The organism is Acinetobacter sp. ESBL14 (genome assembly GCF_036668815.1).
GTDB classification, from domain to species: domain Bacteria; phylum Pseudomonadota; class Gammaproteobacteria; order Pseudomonadales; family Moraxellaceae; genus Acinetobacter; species Acinetobacter gyllenbergii.
This window is the reverse complement of sequence record NZ_JAZEVS010000004.1, coordinates 13,961-38,566: the sequence shown is the minus strand read 5'-3', so window position 1 is coordinate 38,566 and position 24,606 is coordinate 13,961. Positions and strand designations below refer to the sequence as shown.

Below are 24,606 nucleotides of genomic sequence, written 5' to 3'. Positions count from 1 at the left end.
GACTTATCGGGGTTGTTATGGAAAATGTAGAATGGCAGGGGACTCCTTCTCAAATCAGTAATCTTGCATACTTTGTTGTGTGTGGTGTTTTATTCTTTTTGGTCATTCCTTTGCTATTGATCTTATGGCGTTGGTTACAGACTAAATATACAAAATACGAGTTAACCTCTGAGCGTTTAATTATGTCCAAAGGGGTATTGAATAAAACCACCAATCAATTGGAACTCTATCGAGTCAGAGACTATCGACATGAGCAACCGTTTTTTCTACGTATTTTTGGCTTAAGTAATATTGTGCTGATCAGTACCGACAAGACAGATAAAGTATTAAACCTGATTGCCATTCGTGACGGTGGCGACTTAATTACTCAGATTAGATCAAATGTCGAAGGCTTAAGAAGATCAAAATCAAGAATTGTTTAAAGTTAAGCGCATAAAAAAGGCGCATTCAGCGCCTTTTTTATGATTTCACCAGATTAATGTCTGTCATCAAATTCATTATGCTGTGGCGCATTGTATTTGAAGCCTTTGGTCTTGTAAGCAAGATAACCGACACCGATGACGGCCCAAGCCAAACCAATCTGTAAAGCCAATTTGTCAATTTCCAACCACATCATAAACACGCTGGCAAAACCGAGTGTTGGGATAATGATATAGCTGATAATGTCTTTAGGCGTCTTGTTCTTGCCATCTCTTAATGCATAGCGAGAAATCACCGAGAAGTTAACAAAGCTAAATGCAGTTAATGCACCAAAGCTAATTAAGTTCACGATATGCTCAAGATCAAGGAAACCCGCAGATAAAGCCACAACACCCACAATCAAGATATTGTAAGTTGGCGTATGTAAACGTGGGCTAATATGACCGAATAATTTCTTATTGATCACGCCATCACGACCCATCACATACATTAAACGCGATACACCTGCGTGTGCCGAAATACCTGATGCCATCACTGCTACGACTGCAAAGTATAAAACCATGGTTTTAAATGCAAGGCTACCAATGGCTGCAACCATGACTGGTTGAGATTCATCCAGTGGGTTGAAGTAGGTATTCGGATTACTTGGGAAGTAAAGCTGAATAAAGTAGGTGCTGACAATGAAGATGATACCTGCAAGCAATGCTGTGGTGAAAATTGCACGTGGCAAAGTCTTTTCAGCATCTTTGGTTTCTTCGGCAAGTGAAGAAAGCGCATCAAAGCCCGTAAATGAGAAGCATAGCACCGTTGCACCTGCAATTAATGCCCCGACAGAGGTCATTTCATTCCAGAATGGCGCAAGCGACCATAACTCAGCTTTATCTGGATTCAGAGTGCCATCGGCATAAACCCCTTGTGTGAGCAGGATATAGACCTGATACACAAAGTAGAAAATAACACCGAGCTGGATGACCACAATGGTACTGTTAAAACGCGCGACAAAACGTGCCCCAAACAGGTTGATCACCGTCATCAGGACGGTTAAACCAATCACCCAAATCCAGTTATTTACTTCTGGGAAGAGTGCTCTCAAATAAATATCAGCAAGAATGATATTGACCAGAGGAGAGAGCAAATAATCTAACCACGAAGACCAACCCACCATAAAACCAACATTAGGGTGAATCGACTTTTGGGCATAGGTATATGCAGAACCAGAAGACGGATAACGACGAATCATGTGACCATAACTGATCGACGTTAAAAGAATTGCAACTAAGGCAAATATGTAGGAAGTCGGTACATGACCACCACTTCTTTCAGATACTAAACCAAACGTATCAAATAAAGTTAATGGTTGAATATAAGCTAAGCCAATAATGATGATGTGCCAAAGCACAAGATTCTTTTGAAGCTTCGCTGTTGGTTGAGTCCCAGATAAATTTGTCAACGGCGTTATCCTCATAATCGTTGATCAAAGATCAGCCATAGTGTTAAGGATCGTTTGAGACAAAAACGATCCCCCGTACAAAAAACGAAAGTGCGCCAATCTATCCTAAAACACTATAAATTGTCAGTACTTTTATGCTTTTTTTAGCAATTTTTTTGCCAATTGGGTAAATAAATAGATGAATAAAGATTCACTTAAAAATACAAAGCCCCGATATCACATCAATATCGGGGCTGTTAAGCAGGAATACTTGATTTAACTCAATGTATTACCATGCTTTTTGTAAGATTGCACGAATGTCTTGCAAGTTTGCTTCTTTCGGGTTGTAAATGATAGAACCATCATTCAATGCCTTATCTGCAACTTCATCCAATTGTGCTTCAGTGACTTTAGCTGTTTCACGTAGCGTACGTGGCAATTTGGTCAGGCTGAATAAACGATCACGCATCGCTAAAATTGTGGCAATCGCTTTGTCTGCACGTAAGTTAGCAGGCGTTTGAGCATAAATATCTGCACCCGCAAGCGGCAGCAGTAATTCACCAATCTTGTCACCATTGATTTCTTTGTTATATTCCAGCACGTATGGTAGGAATAAGTTCATGCATAAGCCGTGGGGCAGATGTGCAACTGCACCAAGTGCATGACCCAATGAGTGAACTAAGCCCACCATTGAATTCGAGAAAGCAATCCCTGCCATAGTAGATGCTTGTGCAAGCTCTAAACGACCTTGTGCATCGCTTGGATTGTCTAAAACTTTGAACAAGTTTTCGCTGATCTTTTTAATCCCTGCGCTGGCATAGGCATCACTGAGTGGGTTCGCAGCTAAGCAGGTATAGGCTTCAACACAGTGTGTCAGTGCATCCATGCCTGTCATGGCAGTCAAATGAGGTGGGAGTGTCTGTGTCATGCGTGGATCAAGAATTGCAGCATGCGGCATCAAGTAATAAGAGGCAAAAGCCAGTTTGACATTGCGTTGCGTATCCGAAACCACAGCTACCATGGTCACTTCTGAACCTGTACCAGAGGTGGTTGGAATCACGAAGAAAGGTTTGAGTGGTTTTGGCAGATTGTGCGCACCTGAATATTGTAATAAATCGTCACCACCTTCAGACACCAAGATATTGGTCGCTTTAGAGGTGTCGATGACTGAGCCACCACCAATTGCAATGATCGCATCGCATTTTTGCTTGCGGTACAGTTCTGCGGCTAAGCGAACCACTTCCAAGCTTGAATCGGGTGGAACATCATCAAAGATCGCACCAATCACCGCATCGGTGGTGCTGAATGCTGCTTCGATTGGGCTAAGCAAACCATTGGCACGTACACCTTTATCGGTAATGATCATCGGACGTTTTGCGCCAAGCGTCGCAAGTTCAAATGGAATATGCTCTAAGGCAGCGTTACCAGCAATGACTTTTACAGGACAGAAAAACTCGTAATAAGGCTTAGCCATGTTATGCGCTCCGTTTGAGATATGATTTTGCGACTTTAAGATAAATATTTTTTGCACCTGTGAATTTTTCTTTTAATGTTAATTCAGCAGGGTAGCGTTTGACTGCAAGTGAAGCGATTAGCTTAGGTAAGATCAGAGCTTCCATTTTGTTCAAGCAACGCACCAGACGGATGGCGCTTGAAACATCACCATCGGCAATCATACGGTCATTGGCAAAGGCTTGTGCGGTACTTTCTTGGAAAGAAAATACCAAAAAGGCATGGGTTAAATGCTTGAAGGTAATGGTTAAATCAGGCTTGCCTTTGTAATTAGACAATAGCTCTAATTGTTTTTCTTCGGTTACTCGAGCAACAAATGCAGGTCCATTGGGGAAAACATTCATTGAAAGGATAAAACCAACCGGAAACTTCGACACTTCCTGTTGTACTTCATCATCCACTTGGCTTGCCATCACGAGGCCACGACCCACAACATCCATCATGAGTTTGACGTAGGCAAATTGCAACGTGGGCTTCACTGCTTTGGTTGAAATCACTTGCGTATCCCTTGTTAAAATTATGCAAAAGCTAATTTAGAGTATTTACTCTAATTTATTTTATTGGAATTGAAAAGTAAATTATTCAGATTTGACTACAAGGTCATTAAAGAAATCGGTATTTTGCAGATAGTGGACAAAATCGGCACAGAGCTGCTCAAAGCTTGGATAATCTGTCAGTAAGTCTTGTAAGCGTACCATCTCTAAGCCTGCATAACCGCAGGGATTAATGGTTTGAAAACCAGTGAGGTCACAATCAATATTCAGGGCAAGACCATGATAACTACGGCCACGACGAATTTTAAAGCCTAAGGACCCGATTTTGCGGTCATCGACATAAACGCCTGGGGCATCAGCTTTGGCATAGGCATGGATGTTGTATTGTTTGAGTAGATCAATCATGGCTTGTTCTGCAAAACTGACCAAAGTACGCACATGCCATTTCAAGCGATTCAGGTCTAATAGAAAATAGGCAACCAATTGGCCTTTGCCATGCCAAGTGACTTGGCCACCGCGATCAGTATGTACAATCGGCAGATTACTGTGCAGTAGAATATGTTCAGGCTTGCCTGCTTGTCCTTGGGTTAGGACATCTTGATGCTGTAACAGCCAAACCTCATCAGGTGTGCTTTCATCACGATTGCTTGTGAAGTCTTTCATTGCTTCAAAACGAGTCGTGTAATCTTGTAGATCATTGAAACAACGAATGATTAAAGTTGGTTTTGCAGCGCTCATTACAACAGGATTTCCTTGTCAGCTTGAATTGATGAGTTGTTGAATTATGTAATGATTTGGATCAGATCAATAGGGGTTTATTAAAAAGTCGCGTGTTATTTTTTGCGAAAAAAAATCCAAAACACTTTCGTATTTTGGACTTCTTTATTAAAGCGCTGTCTTAATTAAAGGACAGGCTGCAAGGTCAGCGTATAAGGCATGAACTTGTTCCAACTCTTCAAAGCGCAATTGTGCAGTTAAAGAGTGGTATTTGCCTGTGCGTGACGGCTGAACTTTTACGGTGTCACCATCAAATTCAGGGAAGTGCTTCTGCAAAATATCAACAACAGCCACTCGAAGTTCATCCCCTGCATTACCAATCAATTTGATCGGATAGTCCATCGGGAAAACCCAAAGATGTTCTTGCAATTCACGAGAAGGAGTGCGGTCTAACATGAGCAACCTCTTAATTTGAAACGCCTGCATCAGTGCAGGCGCTTTTGATCTAATACATAAATGGGGATGAAGTGTTGAACTTCAAGTCCTGCGCTAAACCAATACCATGTATTGGTCTAGCACAAGATTTCCCAAAGATTAGTCGTTTTCCAAGAATGAACGTAAGTGTTCTGAACGAGAAGGGTGACGAAGCTTGCGTAACGCTTTCGCTTCAATCTGACGGATACGTTCACGGGTTACGTCAAACTGTTTACCTACTTCTTCTAAAGTGTGGTCGGTTGGCATATCAATACCAAAACGCATTTTCAATACTTTCGCTTCACGTTCAGTCAAGTTTTCAAGTACTTCACGGGTCGCTTCTTTTAAGCCTTCTGAGGTCGCAGCATCTACTGGTGAAGTGATGTTTGAGTCCTCAATGAAGTCACCAAGATGCGAATCTTCATCATCACCGATCGGTGTTTCCATCGAAATCGGTTCTTTTGCGATTTTAAGTACTTTACGAACTTTAACTTCGTCCATTTCCAGACGCTCACCCAATTCTTCAGGCGTCGGTTCACGACCCATTTCTTGAAGAAGTTGACGAGATACACGATTGATCTTGTTAATGGTTTCAATCATGTGTACTGGAATACGAATAGTACGTGCTTGGTCGGCAATCGAACGCGTAATCGCCTGACGAATCCACCACGTTGCATAAGTCGAGAATTTATAACCACGACGATATTCAAACTTGTCTACGGCTTTCATCAAACCGATGTTACCTTCTTGAATCAAGTCGAGGAACTGCAAGCCACGGTTGGTATATTTTTTCGCAATCGAAATTACCAAACGTAAGTTCGCTTCAACCATTTCTTTCTTGGCACGACGTGCTTTCGCTTCACCAACCGCCATACGTTTCGAGATATCTTTAATATCTTTAACATTTAAGCCAAGGTCTTTTTCAATATCGGCAATCTTTTGCTGGAATGCCAATACGTCAGGACGTACTTTTTCCAAATGTGCTTTGGTTTCAGCAGGTGCTTTCGCGATTTGTTCATCTAACCAAGCTGGATTTGATTCTTGCTCAGGGAAGGTCATACGGAACTGGTTACGGTCCATACGGCCACGACGAACTGCATAACGCATAATTTCACGTTCGTTCGAACGGATTTGTTCATGCGTACCACGAATCATTTCTGAAATAATATCAAATAAACGTGGCGTGAATTTGAACATCATGAACACAGCCGCAAGCGCTTCAAGCGCGGCTTTTGCTTCATCACTATTGCGGCCATGTTTTGCCACAACAGTTTTGGTTTCATTCCACGCTGCTTCTAATTCAGAGAAACGAACTTTGGCAACTTCAGGATCTGGACCTGAATCACCTTCAGAATCATCATCACCTTCAGACTCTTCTTCTTCGTCATCATCATCAAGTTTAACGTCTTTGGTTTTTGTAGAAGAATCTGTCTCTTCTTCTTCAAGTTCAGTTTCTTCTTCAAGAACTTCAGGAATATCTTCGTCAGTTTCTGGATCTAAATAACCAGAGAGAATATCGGCAAGACGACGCTCGCCAGTTAAAAAGTCATTATATTCTTGTAAAACAACTTCAACAGCATTTGGCCAGTAAGCAATCGAGTGTAAAACGTCACGAATACCTTCTTCGATACGTTTTGCAATGCTAATTTCGCCTTCACGTGTAAGAAGTTCAACCGTACCCATTTCACGCATATACATACGGACAGGGTCTGTGGTACGACCAGGCTCACTTTCAACCGATGCTAATACGGCAGCAGCTTCTTCTTCAGCAACCTCATCGGCAGCTTCAGTTGATTCACCAAACATGGTGTCGTCAGTTTCTGGCGCACGTTCATGCACTGGAATACCAACGTCTTGAAGCATCTGAATGATGTCTTCAATCTGCTCACTTTCCGTAATTGAGTCTGGTAGATGATCGTTAACCTCAGCGTAAGTTAAATAACCTTGCTCTTTGCCTCGGCTAATCAGAGCCGCTACTTGCGAAGTAGGGGAATTCATATCGCTCATCTTTGCTTACTCTTTTGTTGAATCTGGGGCGGTGAAAAACCGTGCATGATAGCACAATTCACGACGAATGTTTTGGATTTGATCCGTTTGCTTTAAATAAAAAATAGCTTTGATTTCATGTTCGTTCCTTGAATATGGGGTTAAGTTATCATTTTTCAAGCAGTCAGTCCTGATTAAAGATGTTTTTTAAGGGCAACAATCCTCAGATTATAAATACACAAAAAAACTGACGAAAAAAAGTACAAATCATCATTTTATAGTAAAAAAAACAAATAAAACTTGACAAGGTGGGCCAAGACCGATAAATAGCGGCTAGGCCCATTTATATTTTTTCATTAGAGGTACTTAGTGTCTTCTACAGATTTTGAATTAGATGATGATAACTATGGTGAAGATGATGCTGGTTTTGACGAATCATCTGGAAAAATCAGCGCCAAAGAATCATTAGAAAAGCGCCGTTTGATCGATGATCTCTTGGCCCAACGTCGTTTAGAGCGAGAACTCAAAGATTTTGATTATGATTTCGACGACGATGACCTTGACGACGAAGACTGAGCGAAATAGCTAAGACTTTATGTCCGAAAATGTTATGCTGTTGCCGATGTATTTTTAAAGTTGGATGAAAGAATGAGCACGTTAGATTTAGACTTATTGAGTAACTATCTTGACGGCGATCAAAACGAATATGGTCTAGATTTTGCAGCGACTCATGGCTTTTTATGTGCGATTGCAGTTGGTCCACAATTCGATCGTTGGTTAGATGAACTTTTTGAGAGCAATCAAAAGAAAGTTCCAAGTGAAATCATTGAACAAGTTAAAGCTTGGTTGGAATCAATTCGTCAAGACTTGGCCAATGAAAATGGAATCGAATTTCCATTTGAAATTGAAGAAGCAGATGTAGATTCAAGCTTAGGTGATTGGAGTGTTGGTTTCGTTGATGCCATGTTCCTCAATGAAGATGCATGGTTTGCGCCTGAGTTTGAAGAGCAGTTAGTTGATTTAACCCTGCCAATCATGGTGTTTAGCGGTATTGATGAAGAAGATCCACAGATGGAATCTTTCCGCCGTAATGGTCAGTTAATGGATGAATTGGCTGAAGAAATTCCTGATAATCTAAATGAAATTTATCTTATGTACCATACGCCTGCGTAAGGGCATATCTGATACTGCGGTCATCGTGGTTGATGAATGATCATAAAATACTAAAACGCCTCTAGAAGGCGTTTTTTTATGGCTGCTTGTGCTGTTCTATTGAGCTCATCTCAAGACTAAGATTTAAAAATGAGCAAAAAATAGACTGAGTCCTAAAGCACTCAAGATACCACCAATGACCCGATTGATACTGACTTGTCGCGCAAGGATTTTATTGCGAATAAAAGGGGTGGAGCAGAATAAGGCAACGAGGCTAAACCAAGCCAGATGGCTGCCAGAAATAAATACACCATAGCCGATTAGGGTGTGTAGATTGTTATTGCTGGTCATGACCTGTGAATAAATACTCATCACAAACAGTGTGGTTTTGGGGTTGAGGCTGTTGGTAAGAAATCCATGTCTAATGGCCTGCCAACGTGTGATCTGATGGCTATTTTCATCAAAAAGGATCGGGGCTTGGGTAAAGGTTTGGTAGCCAATATAAATCAAATAAGCTGCACCGATATATTGAATCAGTTGGATTAAGTGGGGAAGGTGTTGCTGTAAAAAGCTGAGTCCAATCAAACTATAACTGATATGTACCCAGACACCCATTGCAATGCCGTAGGCGGTACAGATGCCCAAATGGCGGCCATAGAGATAACTATTTCGTGTCACAAGGGCGAAGTCTGCACCAGGGCTAATAACTGCGAGCAGGGTCACTAAACCTACAGCAATGATTTCATTCACTCATTTATTCCTAAATTGACTCATTAAAGATTTTTTATATTTTTCATATTCTTGCTATATTTAAAATTGAAGTTAATTCCTGTTATGTATGAGTTTTTGGAATGATTGAACGATTGTCTTTGAATTCACTTAAGTTTTTTTATTATGTGGCGCGTTATGAAAGTGTCACTGTAGCTGCAGAAAAGCTATTTGTGACACAAAGTGCAGTCAGCAAACAGCTTAAAAACTTGGAGGATGGTTTAGGTCTGGTATTGTTTGTGCGCGAAGCCCGAAAATTAAGTTTAACGCCAGAGGGTGAAGTCCTGTTTGATTGTTGTCAGCAGGTCTTTCAGCAGATTGAACAATGCTTATTACAATTACAACAACACAGCAAAGCACAAAAGAACCTGATTCTGTCCTGTGAACCGACGCTGGCGATGAAATGGCTGATCCCACGTTTAGCGCAATTTAAGCAGCTCTATCCAGAGTTTGAAGTGAGCTTGTTAACGGGCGGCGGGGCGGTGGATTTTAATTCACAACATATTGATGTGGCCTTAAGGCGAGATGATTTTGATTGGGGGGCAGCCCTGTATAGCGAAAAAATTGCGGATGAACAGATGCTTGCTGTAGCGGCGAAGTATGATCAAGCGGCAACAACGCAAGTATTTATTTCTAAATCCAGACCTCAGCTATGGCAACAGTTTAAGCGCCGAAACCCAGAACGGTTTGCTGATTTAAAACGATCTTCACTTGAGCATTTTTATCTTTGTATCGAGGCTTGTTTGGCGGGTTTAGGCGCAACCGTGGTTTCTGCCTATATGGTTGAGCGAGAAATGAAATATCAAATGTTGGAGCCACTCACCACAGCCTATGTGGATGGTTCGGCCTATTATTTATTATCCGCGCAACCTTTTGAGGATGATATCCGTAAACGATTGCTCAGAGACTGGTTAAAAGATGAAATGCATAAAAGCCAGTTGGGGTTTGATACACTGGCTATCAGTTCGCTTTAACACGGTTTCATCTCTGGCTAAGTTTTGTTGGTGCTATGAGTTGCGATTTGATTTAGACAGGTAAAACTTTTTAATTGCCCACCACAGCAGGTACAGCATCACAATGGCAAGGATCAGATAGCTGACACGCTGTAGAATCACGATCATCAGCGCTTGATTTTCACTAAAATGATAACCGAGATAGGCGAGAAAACTGGTCCAAATCACGGTTCCAGCGCTACTGTAAAGTATAAATTTACCAAAAGGCATTCGGCTCATCCCTGCGGGGATACTAATCAAGGAGCGAACTGCTGGAATCATTCGCCCGAAGAACACAATGCGATGTCCATGTTTGTTAAACCATGTCAGTGCTTTTTCTAGATCTTTCACTTGAATGCGTAAATATTTGCCGTAGCGTTCGATAAAATGAAACAACTGTTGCTGGGGGACTTTGCGCCCGACCCAATACAGTAACATTGCGGCCAGAATGGAGCCAACACTTCCCGCGATAATCACGCCAATCAGCCTAAGCTCACCTTTGGAGGCGGTATAACCTGCTGAAGGCATAATGATTTCTGAGGGAATCGGTGGAAAAACATTATCGAGAAACATTAAAAATGCGATACCTAAATATCCCAGTTTCTCCATGATGGATAGAACCCATTCTTCAAGTCCCATAACGCCCTTATCTGATTCATTTGATTGTTATTTTCAGCATAGTGATTGTTATGTGAATGCTCAAGGGTGGAATCGTTACTTGATTTTATCGCGCAATAAAAAAGCCATAGTTATACTATGGCTTTTAATCTACTTTTTAGCTTACAGGCGTTTGCGCTTTGCCGCAGCAATTTGTGATTGGCGCATACGGAAGCCTGCTTTTTGCTTGTCCGTGGTTTTATCAATACAGTATACACAAGACACGCCATGTTCATAGCTTGGTAATTCTGCTTCAACTTTGGTCAGTGGCCAACCACACGCATGACACTTGATGTTTTCGCCTTCTTCAACACCGTGGGTCACCGCAGTACGACCATCAAATACGAAGCATTCACCTTCCCACATGCTTTCTTCAGCAGGGGTTTCTTCTAAGTATTTTAAAATACCGCCTTTGAGGTGATAAACCTCATTGAAACCTTCTTGAAGCAGGAGAGAGGTCGATTTTTCACAACGGATACCACCCGTACAGAACATCGCAATTTTTTTGTCTTTGTGCTGTTCAAGATTTTGTTTTACGTATTCAGGGAATTCACGGAAGCTTTCAGTTTTCGGATCAATTGCACCTTTGAATGTGCCTGCTTTATATTCATAGTCATTACGTGTGTCAATTAAGATCACATCATCACGACTAATTAGCTCGTTCCATTCTTTAGGATCAAGATAGTGGCCAACTAAATCGCGTGGCTTGACTTCTACACCTAAAGTTACAATTTCATTTTTAAGTTTAATTTTCATTTTACGGAATGGTTTTTCAGAGCTTTCAGACTCTTTATATTCCATTGCGTTAAAACCTTCGTTCAAAAGGAATTGATGAACGGCATCAATCGCGGCACGATCGCCTGCAACCGTACCATTAATGCCTTCAGACGCTACAATCAGAGTTCCACATAAATTGATGCTTTTCACTAAGTCCAAAAGACGTTGTTGCAGATCCGCTGCATCTGAAACTTCTTTAAATTGATATAGTGCTGCAACAACCCAATTATTGGTCGCTTGCTGTTCTACAGGTGCAAGCTGTTCTACAGTAGCGTTCATGGATAACTCCAAATGTATTAAGATAGAAAAATAAGGCGCACATTTTAGCGCGAAATCTGAAAATAAGCGAGAAAACCATAAAATAAATATGGTTTTAGAGGAGTTGGTTTTGAGTAATGATCGTCGAATCCCTTCATTGACCCCGTGTGCAGGGCGTTGTTCAACGGTATTTGGTGATCTGGTCTGCCGTGGCTGTCGCCGTTTTAATCATGAAGTGATTCAGTGGAATACCTATACGCCAGAGCAGCGTTTGATGGTGTGGAAGCGCTTAGATGCGCAACTGGACCAAATTTTGGTGCCTTTGTTACCTCATGCGAATTTACAGCATATCGAGGGTTTTATTCAGAATAAACGAACCCGTGTCTTAGACAGTGCCAGTAAAGGGCGCAAGCTGTACCATGCTTTGAAGATTTGTGAAAAAAACAAACACTTGGCACATGAGAGTGGGCTGGGAATTAGCGATGCTCAGGTTAAACCGATCTGGGATGAGTTTGAGCGTCGCGTACTGGCTTTGGCAAAGGCCAGTTATGAATTGGCGTGGTTGCGTGCCGATGGCATCAGCAATACACTATTGCGCGCATTAGAGCTAGAAGAAGATGAGATTTAAGCCAGCAATCCTGCAGAAATCTGAATGATAACCAAGGATGTTGATCGACATCCCTATTATCTTGTTAATTCTGAGATTAGTTGATCTCCCTGTCATGAAGTAGGTTGGATAGTTTTAGAGCGTTAGGGTTGCGAGCAAAATATTGTGCCATGATCTGTTGATCTTGTTCACGAATCAGGCTGATTTTAAAGCCATGGGTGGTGCTGCCAGAAGAGCGTCCTCTGGTGCGGTAGAGTTTTTCTGTAATCAGGTAACTATGTTGCCCATCACTTAGACGTCGATCAGCTAAAACTATTAATCGCACAGGCTGCTGAAAACGGTACAGCACTTTGAGTTGTTGATAAAACTCGTCATAGACATAAATCTGTTGCTGATCTGCAAAAAGATAGCTGAAATTTCCGGGGTAGGGTTCATTGCTTTGACTGCCAAGCAGTTGTAACCGAGTCACGTCAACAGGTGTAGTTCCCCAGAATTTATGTTCAGCAATATGAGGGAGTGGTTGTTGATTGAGATAATAAGCATGGCCATCGGTTGCTAAATTCAGATCTCGACTAAAACGATTACTGCCACTGAAAATTTGCGTTTGTTGTGCATTTAACTGGTTCAGCTTTGTATCTTGATAATAAACCAGCTGCTGATCGTGAATATATTGGCTGCTATTCGGAAATGCTTGGCTCTGTTGTGGATTTAAACCAGTTAAAGCGTGGGTTTTGTAATAAACCTGTTGAGCATCTTTGGCATAAAAATAACTTAATGTGTTGAAAACTGGGTGCAGTACTGCTGCAAAGTGATCTGCATTCGCGTTGACTAAGTGTTTATCCTGAAAGTAAACCTGTTGATGATCTTTGGTAAAGTCATTGCCTAAATAGCTTGTTTGTGCAGGATTTAATTGAGACAGGATATGGTCTTGCCAGTAAACTTGTTGTGGTGTTTTACCGACATTGCTATACAACTCAGGTGCACGATCAGGAAGGTTATCCAAGGCTAAACCAGTAAATTGATTGGCCTTGACTTGAGGGAGTAAAAAAGTACCTTGGCCTTGTTTAAAAATATAAACTTGATTCTGAAATGTTTCGAAATTTGTGCCAGAGATTGACTGGGTTTGTTGATGGGGGAGTTTGACACTACCATCGTTAAATTTATCGCAGAGAAGATAGGCAATAAAAAGGCTGAAACTCACTAAAATACCAAGAATGAATGCGAAAGCAGTCCATCTCTGTTTCCGTTGAAAAGCGTCTAGTGCCTGTTGATTTGCAATTATGCTAATGATGTCAATATGGGTTTTCTTGTGGGTGCTTGTATTGCTGATTCGTTGCAACTGTTGCTGTTTTGCCAGCGCTTCCAGTTTTTTCCAAAATGGTAAAAACTCACAATGTTGTTGGGTTAATGTGGCAGGCCACATCCATGAATTAAAATAAAAATACTGTCGATAGGGCTTGCTTTTACTCAGGAGATTAAAACTATGGATTTGAGCTTGCTGCTGCTGAAGTTGGATCTGAATCAAATCTTGCCAAGTGAAAAAAGTAGATTGCTTTGCACTCTCTAGTGCCATGCCTTGCTGGTATAACTTAAAGGTGATGGCGCGTCTAAAGTACCTCTGATAAAGCTGGTTATATAGGTAAACAATGATAAGCAATAAACCGAACATCAAGGCGATATTGAAAAGCTGGGCGAAAAAAGGAATAAATTGATAAAAATAATACAGGCTTAAATCATAAATAAAGTAAATGAAAATCGCCCAAGTTAGTATGATCATCAATAAAAACAAGGTAAAAGACGCCATTTTTATTTGAAAGACGGGCAACGTAACTTGCATCAAAATAGTAGTTTTTTTGATCATCGGCTCGGTAAATTAGTTCTGTAAAATAAATGTTGTTTAAGTTTTATTTCAAGAGCATAACCGATAAAACAAAAAAAAGGATGCAGAAGCATCCTTTTTTATTAACGCTAATCGAAATTAACGTTTGATGTCGCGTTGAGTCGAGCCTGTATAAAGCTGACGTGGACGACCGATCTTGTAAGGACCGCTGTGCATTTCTAACCAGTGGCTGATCCAACCAACAGTACGTGCAAGCGCGAAGATCACCGTAAACATACCTGTAGGGATACCAATCGCTTTTAAGATGATACCTGAGTAGAAGTCTACGTTCGGGTAAAGTTTACGTTCAACGAAGTACGGGTCGTTCAGTGCAATACGCTCAAGTTCCATTGCAAGTTGCAATTGTGGATCGTTGATGCCTAATGCAGCAAGAACTTCGTCACAAGTCTCTTTCATGACTTTCGCACGTGGGTCGAAGTTTTTATAAACACGGTGACCGAAGCCCATGAGTTTAACTTCTTTGCGTTTTACTTTTTCCATGAATTCAGCAACGTTTTCTACGCTACCAATTTCATCTAACATTTTAAGTACAGCTTCGTTTGCACCGCCGTGCGCAGGTCCCCAAAGTGCAGAGATACCCGCAGAAATACATGCATATGGATTCGCGCCAGTAGAACCAGCAAGACGAACTGTAGACGTAGATGCATTTTGTTCGTGGTCAGCATGAAGCGTGAAGATACGGTCCATTGCACGAGCAAGAACAGGATTTACTTTGTAATCACGGTCAGCAGGTGTAGCAAACATCATGTGTAAGAAGTTTTCTGCATAACCAAGGTCATTACGTGGGTAAATGAATGGTTGACCTACAGTGTACTTGTAGCTCCACGCTGCAAGTGTAGGGATTTTCGCGATTAAACGAATTGCAGTAATTTCACGGTGGTTAACATCTTCGATGTCTAAGCCATTGTGATAGAACGCAGATAATGCACCAACAACACCAACCATGATTGCCATAGGGTGAGCATCACGACGGAAACCATTGAAGAAGCGGCTTACTTGGTCGTGAACCATCGTATGGTTACGTACTTTCGCATCAAATTCTGCTTTCTGTTCAGCATTTGGAAGCTCGCCATTGAGTAATAAGTAGCAAGTTTCTAAGTAGTCTGCTTGAGTCGCTAATTGATCAATTGGATAGCCGCGGTGTAATAACACACCTTTGTCACCATCAATGAATGTGATCTTAGATTCGCAAGCCGCTGTCGCCATAAAACCAGGGTCGAAAGTAAAGTGACCTGATGCCAATACATCTTTAACGTCAATTACATCTGGGCCTAATGTGCCGCTGTAAATTGGTAATTCAATTTCTTTGCCATCAAGCTGTAATACGGCTTTTTTGCCAGTTGCTGCAGACATTCAATAGATCTCCTGTCCTGGTGAATGATTATCTGACTCGAAATACTAATCTTGTCATGTGCGAATCAGACGGTGTCAAAATTTGCTATAAGATTAGTGGTTACTAAAATTTTGTCAATTATACTTAGGGATAAAAAATGACGTTGCTACAGTCAATTAGTCATTCAGTATCGAAGAAAAAACTGAGTAAAATCACAGCACCGGTCGAGTATAATATGTCAAATCAAGTTTTAGGTGCATAAAAAAAATGAAGCATCAGTCCAATTGTAAGTAAATTTTTATTGGGCTTAGGTGTTGCGGCTTATAAAATAAATACTTACCCCATCTGCAAGCCCTATATTTGCTGTGCTTTACAGTGAACTGTTCATTCAAAAACCAATCAAAAGCGTTCAAGAGCGATAAGTTGTTGGTGCATTTTGGTGCGATTAATTGTTTAAAAAATGACTGATTGAATTTGGCAAAAACAAGCATAAACATAGATTATTAATTAATTATATTTAATATATAAATGAGCAGTATTATTTTAGACTATATATAAAGCTTGAAAAATTGTGCTGCTTTCATGCTGAAACGGGGATTTTTTGTGAAATATGAAGAAAAGAATTTATAAAATTAAAAAGTATTTATAAAAAATAGTATTTTATTTTTATCATTACAAAACAATCAGATAGTTGTTTTTAGGGAAACTTGGTGTATTTGTCGCTGTTATTATGCGTGTGAATGATTCTTATTTAAAGTTTTTTTCGACTAAAGCGAAAGTTGATTGTTTGTATTTTGATATTTCACGTTTTATAATTCGGTGTCGTTATATAGGTTAGGCATGTGCTGTGCTTGCCTAACAATGCCAGCTTTCCTTTGAATTAAGTCAAACAAACTCCAGATGGAGTTTCTACCTACAGGATGCCCGCTGTGAAAAGCAACAGACCTGTCAATTTGTCCATGGGTCAGGTATTAGCGGTAAATTTACGCTCACCCGTGGCTATTGCCTCAATTCTACACCGTCTATCAGGTGTAATCGTTTTCGTATTAGTTGCAGTTCTTTTATGGATTTTGGATAAGTCTTTATCTTCTCCAGAAGGATTTGACTACGTTAAAAATGTCGTTTTCGGAAATATCATTGTACGTTTCATCGTATGGGTATTTGTAGCTGGCTTGATTTTCCACTTTATCGCAGGTGTGAAGCATTTACTTGCTGACCTCGGTTTTGCTGAAGAACTTCAAAGCGGTCGTATCGCTGCTACAGTTTCATTGATCTTGTCTGCGGTTGGTATTGTCGCAGCATTCGTATGGATTATGTTCTGATGAAAAGTGCTACAGGTTTAACAGGTTCAGGTTCTCGCGACTGGTATATCCAACGTGTCAGTGCTGTAGTGTTAGCTGCATACACTGTGGTTTTGTTTGGCTGGATCCTTTGCAATAGCGGATTCGGTTATGAACAGTGGGCTGGCTTTATGCTGACGTTGCCAATGAAGATTTTTTCTTTATTAGCAGTGTTATCGCTCGTTGCACACGCTTGGATTGGTATGTGGCAAGTCTTTACTGATTATGTAACGACTCGTCAAATGGGCCCTTCAGCTTCAGGTTTACGCCTTGTACTCACTTCTGCTGTCATTATTTCAGTGTTCGTGTACGCAATCTGGGGTATCCAGATTTTCTGGGCAAATTGATAGGAAGAGATCATGGGCGCAATTAACCCTAAACAAGATTATTCAAATATTCAAAACCTCACTTTCGATGCTGTTATCGTTGGTGGTGGTGGTTCTGGTATGCGTGCTGCTTACCAACTTGCTCAAGCGGGTTTAAAAGTTGCGGTATTGACCAAAGTTTTCCCAACTCGTTCGCATACAGTTGCCGCACAAGGTGGTATTGGTGCGTCGTTAGGTAACATGCAGGAAGATAACTGGCACTACCACTTCTATGACACGGTGAAAGGTTCTGACTGGTTAGGCGATCAGGACGCAATCGAGTTCATGACGCGTGAAGCGCCGAAAGTTGTTTACGAGCTTGAACACTTGGGTATGCCGTTTGACCGTAACGAAGATGGTACGATCTATCAGCGTCCATTCGGTGGTCACTCTGCAAACTACGGCGAAAAAGCAGTTCCACGTGCGTGTGCTGCTGCTGACCGTACAGGCCATGCGTTATTGCATACCTTGTATCAAAGCAACGTTAAAATGGGTACACAATTCTACGTTGAATGGATTGCATTAGATTTAATCCGTAACGAAGAAGGTGATGTACTTGGTGTAACGGCGATTGACCAAGAAACCGGTAACATCGCAGTATTCCAAGCGAAAGCAACCTTATTCGCTACAGGTGGTGCGGGTCGTGTGTACCGTGCATCAACCAATGCTTATATCAATACTGGTGACGGTCTTGGTATGGCTGCTCGTGCAGGTATTCCATTGCAAGATATGGAATTCTGGCAATTCCACCCAACGGGTGTTGCGGGCGCAGGCGTATTGTTGACTGAAGGTTGTCGTGGCGAAGGTGGTATCCTTCGTAACAAAGACGGCGAACCATTCATGGAACGTTATGCACCAACGTTAAAAGACTTGGCGCCACGTGACTTCGTATCACGTTCTATGGACCAAGAAATTAAAGAAGGTCGTGGTTGTGGTCCTAAAGCGGATTATATCTTATTGGATATGACTCACTTAGGTGCTGAAACCATTATGAAACGTCTTCCATCTGTATTTGAGATTGGTAAGAAGTTTGCAAACGTTGACTGTACCAAAGAGCCAATTCCAGTGGTGCCAACAATCCATTATCAAATGGGTGGTATTCCGACCAATATTCATGGCCAAGTGGTTGTACCGCATGGCGTAGAAGAAGGTGAATTCTCTGCAAGCTACAACAAAGACACTAAAGAGTATCATTATGTCGGTACTCGTGATTATGTAAAACCAGTGAAAGGGTTCTATGCGATCGGTGAATGTTCTTGCGTATCTGTACATGGTGCAAACCGTTTAGGTACCAACTCTTTGCTTGACCTTGTGGTCTTTGGTAAAGCCGCGGGTGAGCACATCATTGATTACGTGACCAAACATCATGGCGATGATTATCAACCGCTTCCGGCTGATGTATTGGTAAATACATTAGATCGTATTCGTAAGTTAGATGATTCAACGACGGGTGAAAACGCACAAGAAGTTGCTGATGCAATTCGTGACATCGTACAAGATCACGCAGGTGTATTCCGTACTCAAGCTTTGCTTGACAAAGGTGTAAAAGAAATTCTTGCGATTGAACCACGTGTTCGTAACATTCATTTAAAAGACAAATCTAAAGTATTTAACACTGCACGTGTTGAAGCGTTAGAAGTTGAAAACTTATATGAAGTAGCGAAGGCGACTCTGATTTCAGCTGCTGCACGTAAAGAGTGTCGTGGTGCGCATACGGTTGTTGACTATGAGTTGGCACCTGATCACCCAACTTACTCTTACGGTCGTCGTGATGATGAGTGGATGAAGCATACTTTATGGTATTCATCAGACAATCGTCTTGAATATAAGCCGGTACGTTTCAGCCCATTAACGGTTGAAGCAATTGAACCTAAGCCACGTACATTCTAATCGGGAGAACAAAGATGAGTAGAGGCACTCGTACATTCGAAATCTACCGCTATGATCCTGATAAGGATAAAGCGCCGTACATGCAAACTTTCAAACTTGAGTTAACCGATAAGCACCGTATGTTGCTTGATGCGTTACTTGCGTTGAAAGTGCAAGATGAATCATTAACATTCCGCCGTTCTTGCCGTGAAGGTATTTGTGGTTCGGATGGTGTGAACATCAATGGTAAAAATGGTTTAGCGTGCTTGTGGAACTTGAACGATTTACCAGAGAAGATTGTGATCCGTCCTTTACCTGGTTTACCAGTGGTAAAAGATTTGGTTGTAGACATGAACCAGTTCTATGATCAATATGACAAGATCCAACCGTTCTTGATTAACAATCAGCCAGCACCAGCAAAAGAGCGTTTACAGTCTCAAGCAGAACGTGAACACTTAGATGGTCTATATGAATGTATTCTTTGTGCATGTTGTTCAACATCATGCCCATCATTCTGGTGGAACCCTGATAAGTTCCTTGGGCCATCAGCATTGTTAAATGCATATCGCTTTATCATTGACTCTCGTGATACGGCAACACAAGAGCGTTTGGCTCGTTTAGACGACCCATTCTCTTTGTTCCGTTGTAAAGGGATCATGAACTGTGTGTCTGTATGTCCTAAAGGTTTGAACCCGACAAAGGCAATTGGTCACATTCGTAATATGTTGTTAGATCAAGCAGGTTAATCTGTTTTTCTAATGCGAAAAAGGAGCTCCGAAAGGGGCTTCTTTTTTTATTGGGATTTGATTAAAGGGTGAGCTTGGTTAAAAAGTGTTTACTTAAATATTTTAGACTTGAATTTCAGTAATTCGGCCTTAAATATTTATAGATTTTGCTGTTAAGACAAATCATGAGAATCGATATATTTAAAATATTGGTTTATTTTTCATCAGATTGAATAGTGTTTGTGCAAGATTTGTAGAGAATGTTTATTTTTGACCAATTGGAGTGCAACTTTTATCAAAAGGGCGGTATATTAGAATATAATTTGATATGTGTATTTCGCTGCTTTATGGATGGTATGTGTCAAAAAAATCAATCCAAGCCTGAGAACATGTTAGGATTTCTGCCACAAATGAAATCAAAAAATAAACAGATTCTTGATGTTATCGTTCGATAGTGTCTTGCTGATTTGTACAGATTTCATCAAAAAAGTCAATTTAGAAAAGTTAAAATTCGAGTTAATTTTTCTAAAATGATTTGCAAAAAATTGCTCGATTTCATCGAGTATGAAGAATGAGTTATGGGCCTTGAATTGAAGGTGCGTAGCTCATTTGTTACATCAAAGGGAATACTCCTGATGTGTAGTAATAATGTCTCAAGGTTGGATGATCTTGAGTAGTAGTGTCGTGTTTACCAGTTTGACACTATGAATCATGGGTATGCTTAAAAGGCAGCCTGTATTATTTTTTGCAATAGGAAATGGGTCCAAAAATGCAAGAAGTTGCTGACGCATCGCGTCTTGACACTGAACTTTCCGCTGATAGTGCAGCGTATATTGAAGAGCTATACGAACAGTACCTAACTTCTCCAACCTCAGTGTCAGAGGATTGGCGTGAATATTTCGATAAATACCCTAAAGGTGATCAACCACACGGCAGTGTGCGCGAGCAATTCCTCCTTTTGGGACGTAATGCAAGCCGAGTTCAGCCTGTCGTACAAAGCACTGTAAGTACAGAACATGAGCGTCGTCAAATTGGTGTATTACAACTCATCGCTGCTTACCGTAACCGTGGTCATCAAAAAGCTAAACTCGATCCATTAGGTCTTGCGAAACGCGAAGACGTTCCTGACCTCGATTTATCTGCTCACGGTTTAACCAAGTCAGATCTTGATACTGTATTTAATACTGGCAACCTCGCAATTGGCAAAGCAGAAGCAACATTGTCTGAAATGGTTGAGGCCATGGAAGCGACTTACTGTAGTTCAGTTGGCGTGGAATACATGCATATCGTTGACACCAAAGAAAAGCGTTGGATTCAACAACGTTTGGAAAGTGTTCGCGGTAAATTTAACTATACCAGTGATCAGAAGAAAGGCTTCCTTGAGCGTTTAACCGCTGCAGAAGGCTTAGAAAAGTATCTTGGTAATAAATTCGTTGGTGCGAAACGTTTTGGTGTAGAAGGCGGTGAGTCTTTTATCCCTATGATGAACGAAATCATCCAGCGTGCAGGTAGTGTTGGTTGTAAAGAAGTTGTGATTGGTATGCCACACCGTGGTCGTCTCAACCTTCTTGTTAATATTATGGGTAAAAACCCAGCTGACCTATTTGGTGAGTTTGAAGGTAAGAGCCTACATAAGAAAGGTTCTGGTGACGTTAAGTATCACCAAGGTTTCTCTTCAAACGTAATGACACCAGGTGGCGAAGTTCACTTGGCATTAGCGTTTAACCCATCACACTTAGAAATCGTTGGACCTGTGGTTGAAGGTTCGGTTCGTGCACGTCAAGTTCGTCGTAAAGACATTGGCGGTGATGACGTACTTCCTGTGATCGTACATGGTGATGCTGCATTTGCGGGTCAAGGTGTAAACCAAGAAACCTTCCAAATGTCACAAACACGTGGTTATACAGTGGGCGGTACAGTCCATATCGTGATCAACAACCAAGTGGGTTTCACGACCTCTGATCCACGTGATACACGTTCTACAGAATACTGTACTGACGTTGCAAAAATGATCCAATCACCAATTTTCCATGTCAATGGTGATGATCCTGAAGCTGTGATTTTCGTAACTCAGCTTGCACATGATTTCCGTCATACTTTCCGTAAAGATGTCATTTTAGACTTGTTCTGCTACCGTCGTCGCGGTCATAACGAGGCAGATGAACCATCTGCAACTCAACCATTAATGTATCAAGTGATCAACAAGAAAGCGACTACACGTACCTTGTATGCTGATCAATTGGTTCAAGAAAAAGTACTTGATCGCGCAAGCGCAGATGCAATGGTTGAAGGCTATCGTTCTGATTTAGAAGCAGGTAATCACGTTGCCAATGCTTTAGTTCGTGAACCAAACAAAAAGATGTTTGTTGATTGGGCGCCTTACTTGGGCCATGAATACACCGATCTTTGGGATACAACATTCAGCATCGATCGTTTGAAAGAACTTGGTTTAACCATGAATACATTACCAGAAGGTTTTGTATTGCAGCGCCAAGTTCAAAAAGTCATTGATGATCGCGTGAAAATGCAAACCGGTGAAATGCCACTCAACTGGGGTGCTGCAGAAACCTTAGCGTATGCGACTTTACTTGATGATGGTTTCTTGGTTCGTATTACGGGTGAAGACGTGGGGCGTGGTACATTCTCGCACCGTCATGCCAAATTACATAACCAGGTCGACGGTTCTGTTTATATTCCACTTTGCCATATCAAAGAAAATCAGCCACGTACTGCGGTTTATGACTCTTTATTGTCAGAAGAAGCCGTGCTTGCATTTGAATACGGCTATTCAACCACATTGCCGAAAAGCTTGATCGTTTGGGAAGCTCAATTTGGTGACTTCGCTAACTGTGCACAAGTGGTAATTGACCAGTTTATCGCTTCGGGTGAAACCAAGTGGGAGCGTGTGTGTGGTCTAACCATGTTGTTACCACACGGTTATGAAGGCCAAGGTCCAGAGCATTCATCTGCACGTTTAGAGCGTTTCTTACAGCTATGTGCTGAAGACAACATGCAAGTGATGACACCAACGACGCCTGCACAGATTTTCCATGCATTACGTCGTCAGGCAGTTCGCCCGATTCGTAAACCAATGATCGTAATGTCACCAAAATCGTTATTGCGCCATAAACTTGCGACTTCAACTTTAGATGAATTAGCAAACGGTTCATTCCAAACTGTGATTGATGAAATTGATCAAATCAACAAAGCTGACGTAACTCGCTTAGTGCTTTGTGGTGGTAAGGTTTATTACGATTTGCTCGAAAAACGTCGTGAACTTGGTCTAAACCATGTTGCAATCGTACGTATCGAACAATTGTATCCATACCCAGAACAACGCTTAGCTGAAGTTATGGCTGAGTATCCAAACATTCAAGAACTTGTTTGGGCACAAGAAGAGCCGAAGAACCAAGGCGCTTGGTTATTCATCGTTCCTCGTTTGTATGAAGACGTTCTTAAATCTGGTAAACAAATCCGTATTAGCTATGCTGGTCGTGAAGCATCTGCCGCACCTGCTTGTGGCTCGCCATACTTGCATGCAAAACAACAAGCTCAGCTTATCAATGACGCACTTGCGATTGAAGTTGAACAATCAGGAGATTCTAAATAATGGCAACCGAAATTAAAGCACCGGTATTTCCAGAGTCAGTTGCTGACGGTACGATCGCAACTTGGCACAAGAAAGTAGGTGAACCTGTATCACGTGATGAAGTGATCTGTGACATTGAAACCGATAAAGTTGTTTTAGAAGTGGTTGCTCCAGCTGATGGTAGCTTAGTTGCAATCATCAAAGGTGAAGGCGATACAGTTCTTTCTGACGAAGTGATTGCTCAATTCGAAGCTGGTGCTGTTGCTGCCGCTGCTCCTGAAGCTGCTGCTCCAGCAGAAGCGGCACCTGCTGCATCTGCTCCTGCGGCTGCTGCATCAACTCAAGCAGTTGATTCGAACCAAGCGCCTGCAGTTCGTAAAGCATTATCTGAAACTGGTATCAATGCTGCTGACGTACAAGGTACAGGCCGCGGTGGTCGCATCACCAAAGAAGATGTTGCGAACCATAAGCCAGGTACATCAGTTCAACCATTAAGCGTTGCTGTTGGCGAGCGTATCGAGAAACGTGTTCCGATGACACGTTTACGTAAGCGTGTTGCTGAGCGTTTATTGGCGGCTACACAACAAACTGCAATGTTAACAACGTTCAACGAAGTTAACATGAAGCCAATCATGGAAATGCGTAAGCAATATAAAGATGCTTTCGAAAAACGTCATGGTGCGCGTTTAGGCTTTATGTCTTTCTTTGTTAAAGCAGCGACTGAAGCATTAAAACGCTACCCAGCAGTGAACGGTTCTATTGATGGTGATGATATTGTTTATCACGGTTTCTATGACATCGGTGTAGCTGTATCGAGTGAGCGTGGCTTAGTTGTACCAGTCCTTCGTGATACTGACCGTATGAACTATGCAGAAGTGGAAAACGGTATCCGTGATTACGCTTTCAAAGCGCGTGACGGTAAATTAGGTATCGAAGACATGACTGGCGGTACGTTCACGATTACCAATGGTGGTACTTTCGGTTCATTATTATCTACGCCAATTTTGAATACGCCGCAAACAGCGATCTTGGGTATGCATAAAATCCAAGAACGTCCTATGGCGGTAAATGGTCAAGTTGAAATCTTGCCAATGATGTACTTAGCGCTTTCTTATGACCACCGTTTAATCGATGGTAAAGAAGCTGTAGGTTTCTTGGTAACAATCAAAGAATTGTTAGAAGAACCAGCTAAACTCATTCTTGATCTTTAATACTACAAATATTGCCTCCCATATAAAGTGA

The 24,606-nt window shown here is 41.5% G+C and carries 22 protein-coding genes; 11 read left to right on the top strand and 11 right to left on the bottom strand.

All coding sequences use genetic code 11. The features are described 5' to 3' along the window. Positions 1 to 17: 17 nt before the first annotated feature. On the top strand, positions 18 to 422 hold the full coding sequence (locus V6E90_RS13445; RefSeq protein ID WP_016541350.1) for a PH domain-containing protein: 405 nt from the start codon (positions 18 to 20) through the stop codon (positions 420 to 422). Positions 423 to 475: 53 nt separating this feature from the next. Here V6E90_RS13445 and V6E90_RS13440 read toward each other — a convergent pair whose 3' ends face one another. From V6E90_RS13440 to rpoD, 6 genes are all read right to left on the bottom strand, one after another. Then, entirely contained in the window at positions 476 to 1,870 is a 1,395-nt protein-coding gene (locus tag V6E90_RS13440; RefSeq protein WP_016541349.1) for an APC family permease, read from the bottom strand. Between the two features lie 268 nt (positions 1,871 to 2,138). Further along, entirely contained in the window at positions 2,139 to 3,323 is a 1,185-nt protein-coding gene (locus tag V6E90_RS13435; RefSeq protein WP_262756764.1) for an iron-containing alcohol dehydrogenase, read from the bottom strand. Position 3,324: 1 nt separating this feature from the next. Continuing rightward, positions 3,325 to 3,858 (bottom strand): hypothetical protein, encoded by a 534-nt coding sequence (locus V6E90_RS13430; RefSeq protein ID WP_004652214.1) that lies wholly within the window; start codon positions 3,856 to 3,858, stop codon positions 3,325 to 3,327. An 81-nt stretch (positions 3,859 to 3,939) separates the two neighbouring features. Beyond that, the gene (lipB, locus tag V6E90_RS13425) at positions 3,940 to 4,593 is read right to left on the bottom strand and encodes a lipoyl(octanoyl) transferase LipB (RefSeq protein ID WP_065343724.1); all 654 of its coding nucleotides are present in this window, start codon (positions 4,591 to 4,593) and stop codon (positions 3,940 to 3,942) included. 147 nt (positions 4,594 to 4,740) lie between these two features. After that, a complete protein-coding gene (locus tag V6E90_RS13420; RefSeq protein ID WP_004652212.1) occupies positions 4,741 to 5,028 on the bottom strand; it encodes a YbeD family protein in 288 nt (95 codons plus the stop codon). 138 nt (positions 5,029 to 5,166) lie between these two features. Continuing rightward, the gene (gene rpoD / locus V6E90_RS13415) at positions 5,167 to 7,053 is read right to left on the bottom strand and encodes an RNA polymerase sigma factor RpoD (protein ID WP_332605613.1); all 1,887 of its coding nucleotides are present in this window, start codon (positions 7,051 to 7,053) and stop codon (positions 5,167 to 5,169) included. Positions 7,054 to 7,401: 348 nt separating this feature from the next. Here rpoD and V6E90_RS13410 point away from each other — a divergent pair, with 348 nt between their 5' ends. Beyond that, positions 7,402 to 7,608 carry a PA3496 family putative envelope integrity protein gene (locus V6E90_RS13410; protein WP_004652209.1) on the top strand — a complete coding sequence of 69 codons (207 nt, stop codon included), beginning with the start codon at positions 7,402 to 7,404 and terminating at the stop codon, positions 7,606 to 7,608. 72 nt (positions 7,609 to 7,680) lie between these two features. After that, entirely contained in the window at positions 7,681 to 8,205 is a 525-nt protein-coding gene (locus V6E90_RS13405) for a YecA/YgfB family protein (protein ID WP_016541344.1), read from the top strand. Positions 8,206 to 8,328: 123 nt separating this feature from the next. Here V6E90_RS13405 and V6E90_RS13400 read toward each other — a convergent pair whose 3' ends face one another. After that, the gene (locus tag V6E90_RS13400) at positions 8,329 to 8,934 is read right to left on the bottom strand and encodes a LysE family translocator (RefSeq protein ID WP_023271580.1); all 606 of its coding nucleotides are present in this window, start codon (positions 8,932 to 8,934) and stop codon (positions 8,329 to 8,331) included. Between the two features lie 101 nt (positions 8,935 to 9,035). On the opposite strand from V6E90_RS13400, the gene V6E90_RS13395 reads away from it, so the two are divergent. Beyond that, positions 9,036 to 9,926 (top strand): LysR family transcriptional regulator, encoded by an 891-nt coding sequence (locus tag V6E90_RS13395; RefSeq protein ID WP_332605612.1) that lies wholly within the window; start codon positions 9,036 to 9,038, stop codon positions 9,924 to 9,926. A gap of 33 nt (positions 9,927 to 9,959) precedes the next feature. Here V6E90_RS13395 and V6E90_RS13390 read toward each other — a convergent pair whose 3' ends face one another. Both V6E90_RS13390 and trhO read right to left on the bottom strand, forming a co-directional pair. Beyond that, positions 9,960 to 10,583, bottom strand: coding sequence for a DedA family protein (locus V6E90_RS13390; protein WP_332605611.1), 624 nt, complete (start codon positions 10,581 to 10,583; stop codon positions 9,960 to 9,962). A gap of 141 nt (positions 10,584 to 10,724) precedes the next feature. After that, complete coding sequence (gene trhO, locus V6E90_RS13385; protein WP_023271583.1) at positions 10,725 to 11,657, bottom strand: oxygen-dependent tRNA uridine(34) hydroxylase TrhO; 933 nt, start codon at positions 11,655 to 11,657, stop codon at positions 10,725 to 10,727. A gap of 109 nt (positions 11,658 to 11,766) precedes the next feature. Here trhO and V6E90_RS13380 point away from each other — a divergent pair, with 109 nt between their 5' ends. Beyond that, on the top strand, positions 11,767 to 12,264 hold the full coding sequence (locus tag V6E90_RS13380; protein ID WP_016541339.1) for a DUF1289 domain-containing protein: 498 nt from the start codon (positions 11,767 to 11,769) through the stop codon (positions 12,262 to 12,264). Between the two features lie 76 nt (positions 12,265 to 12,340). Here V6E90_RS13380 and V6E90_RS13375 read toward each other — a convergent pair whose 3' ends face one another. Together V6E90_RS13375 and gltA are read right to left on the bottom strand one after the other, a co-directional pair. After that, positions 12,341 to 14,104, bottom strand: a complete 1,764-nt coding sequence (locus tag V6E90_RS13375) for a DKNYY domain-containing protein (protein WP_332605610.1) — start codon at positions 14,102 to 14,104, stop codon at positions 12,341 to 12,343. A 117-nt stretch (positions 14,105 to 14,221) separates the two neighbouring features. Continuing rightward, on the bottom strand, positions 14,222 to 15,496 hold the full coding sequence (gene gltA, locus V6E90_RS13370) for a citrate synthase (RefSeq protein ID WP_004652200.1): 1,275 nt from the start codon (positions 15,494 to 15,496) through the stop codon (positions 14,222 to 14,224). A gap of 900 nt (positions 15,497 to 16,396) precedes the next feature. Between gltA and sdhC the strand changes: the two genes are divergently transcribed. From sdhC to odhB, 6 genes are all read left to right on the top strand, one after another. Continuing rightward, a complete protein-coding gene (gene sdhC, locus V6E90_RS13365) occupies positions 16,397 to 16,798 on the top strand; it encodes a succinate dehydrogenase, cytochrome b556 subunit (protein WP_050559707.1) in 402 nt (133 codons plus the stop codon). Further along, positions 16,798 to 17,163: a succinate dehydrogenase, hydrophobic membrane anchor protein gene (sdhD, locus tag V6E90_RS13360; RefSeq protein ID WP_004652198.1), complete on the top strand. Its 366-nt coding sequence runs from the start codon at positions 16,798 to 16,800 to the stop codon at positions 17,161 to 17,163. The genes sdhC and sdhD overlap by 1 nt, the downstream gene beginning before the upstream one ends. A 12-nt stretch (positions 17,164 to 17,175) precedes the next feature. Further along, positions 17,176 to 19,071, top strand: coding sequence for an FAD-dependent oxidoreductase (locus tag V6E90_RS13355; RefSeq protein WP_332605609.1), 1,896 nt, complete (start codon positions 17,176 to 17,178; stop codon positions 19,069 to 19,071). A 14-nt stretch (positions 19,072 to 19,085) separates the two neighbouring features. Then, positions 19,086 to 19,796, top strand: a complete 711-nt coding sequence (locus V6E90_RS13350; protein ID WP_004664446.1) for a succinate dehydrogenase iron-sulfur subunit — start codon at positions 19,086 to 19,088, stop codon at positions 19,794 to 19,796. A gap of 748 nt (positions 19,797 to 20,544) precedes the next feature. Further along, positions 20,545 to 23,385, top strand: a complete 2,841-nt coding sequence (locus tag V6E90_RS13345; RefSeq protein WP_332605607.1) for a 2-oxoglutarate dehydrogenase E1 component — start codon at positions 20,545 to 20,547, stop codon at positions 23,383 to 23,385. Beyond that, positions 23,385 to 24,575 carry a 2-oxoglutarate dehydrogenase complex dihydrolipoyllysine-residue succinyltransferase gene (odhB, locus tag V6E90_RS13340; RefSeq protein WP_065343720.1) on the top strand — a complete coding sequence of 397 codons (1,191 nt, stop codon included), beginning with the start codon at positions 23,385 to 23,387 and terminating at the stop codon, positions 24,573 to 24,575. Before V6E90_RS13345 ends, odhB begins: the two co-directional genes overlap by 1 nt. The last annotated feature ends 31 nt before the right edge of the window (positions 24,576 to 24,606 follow it).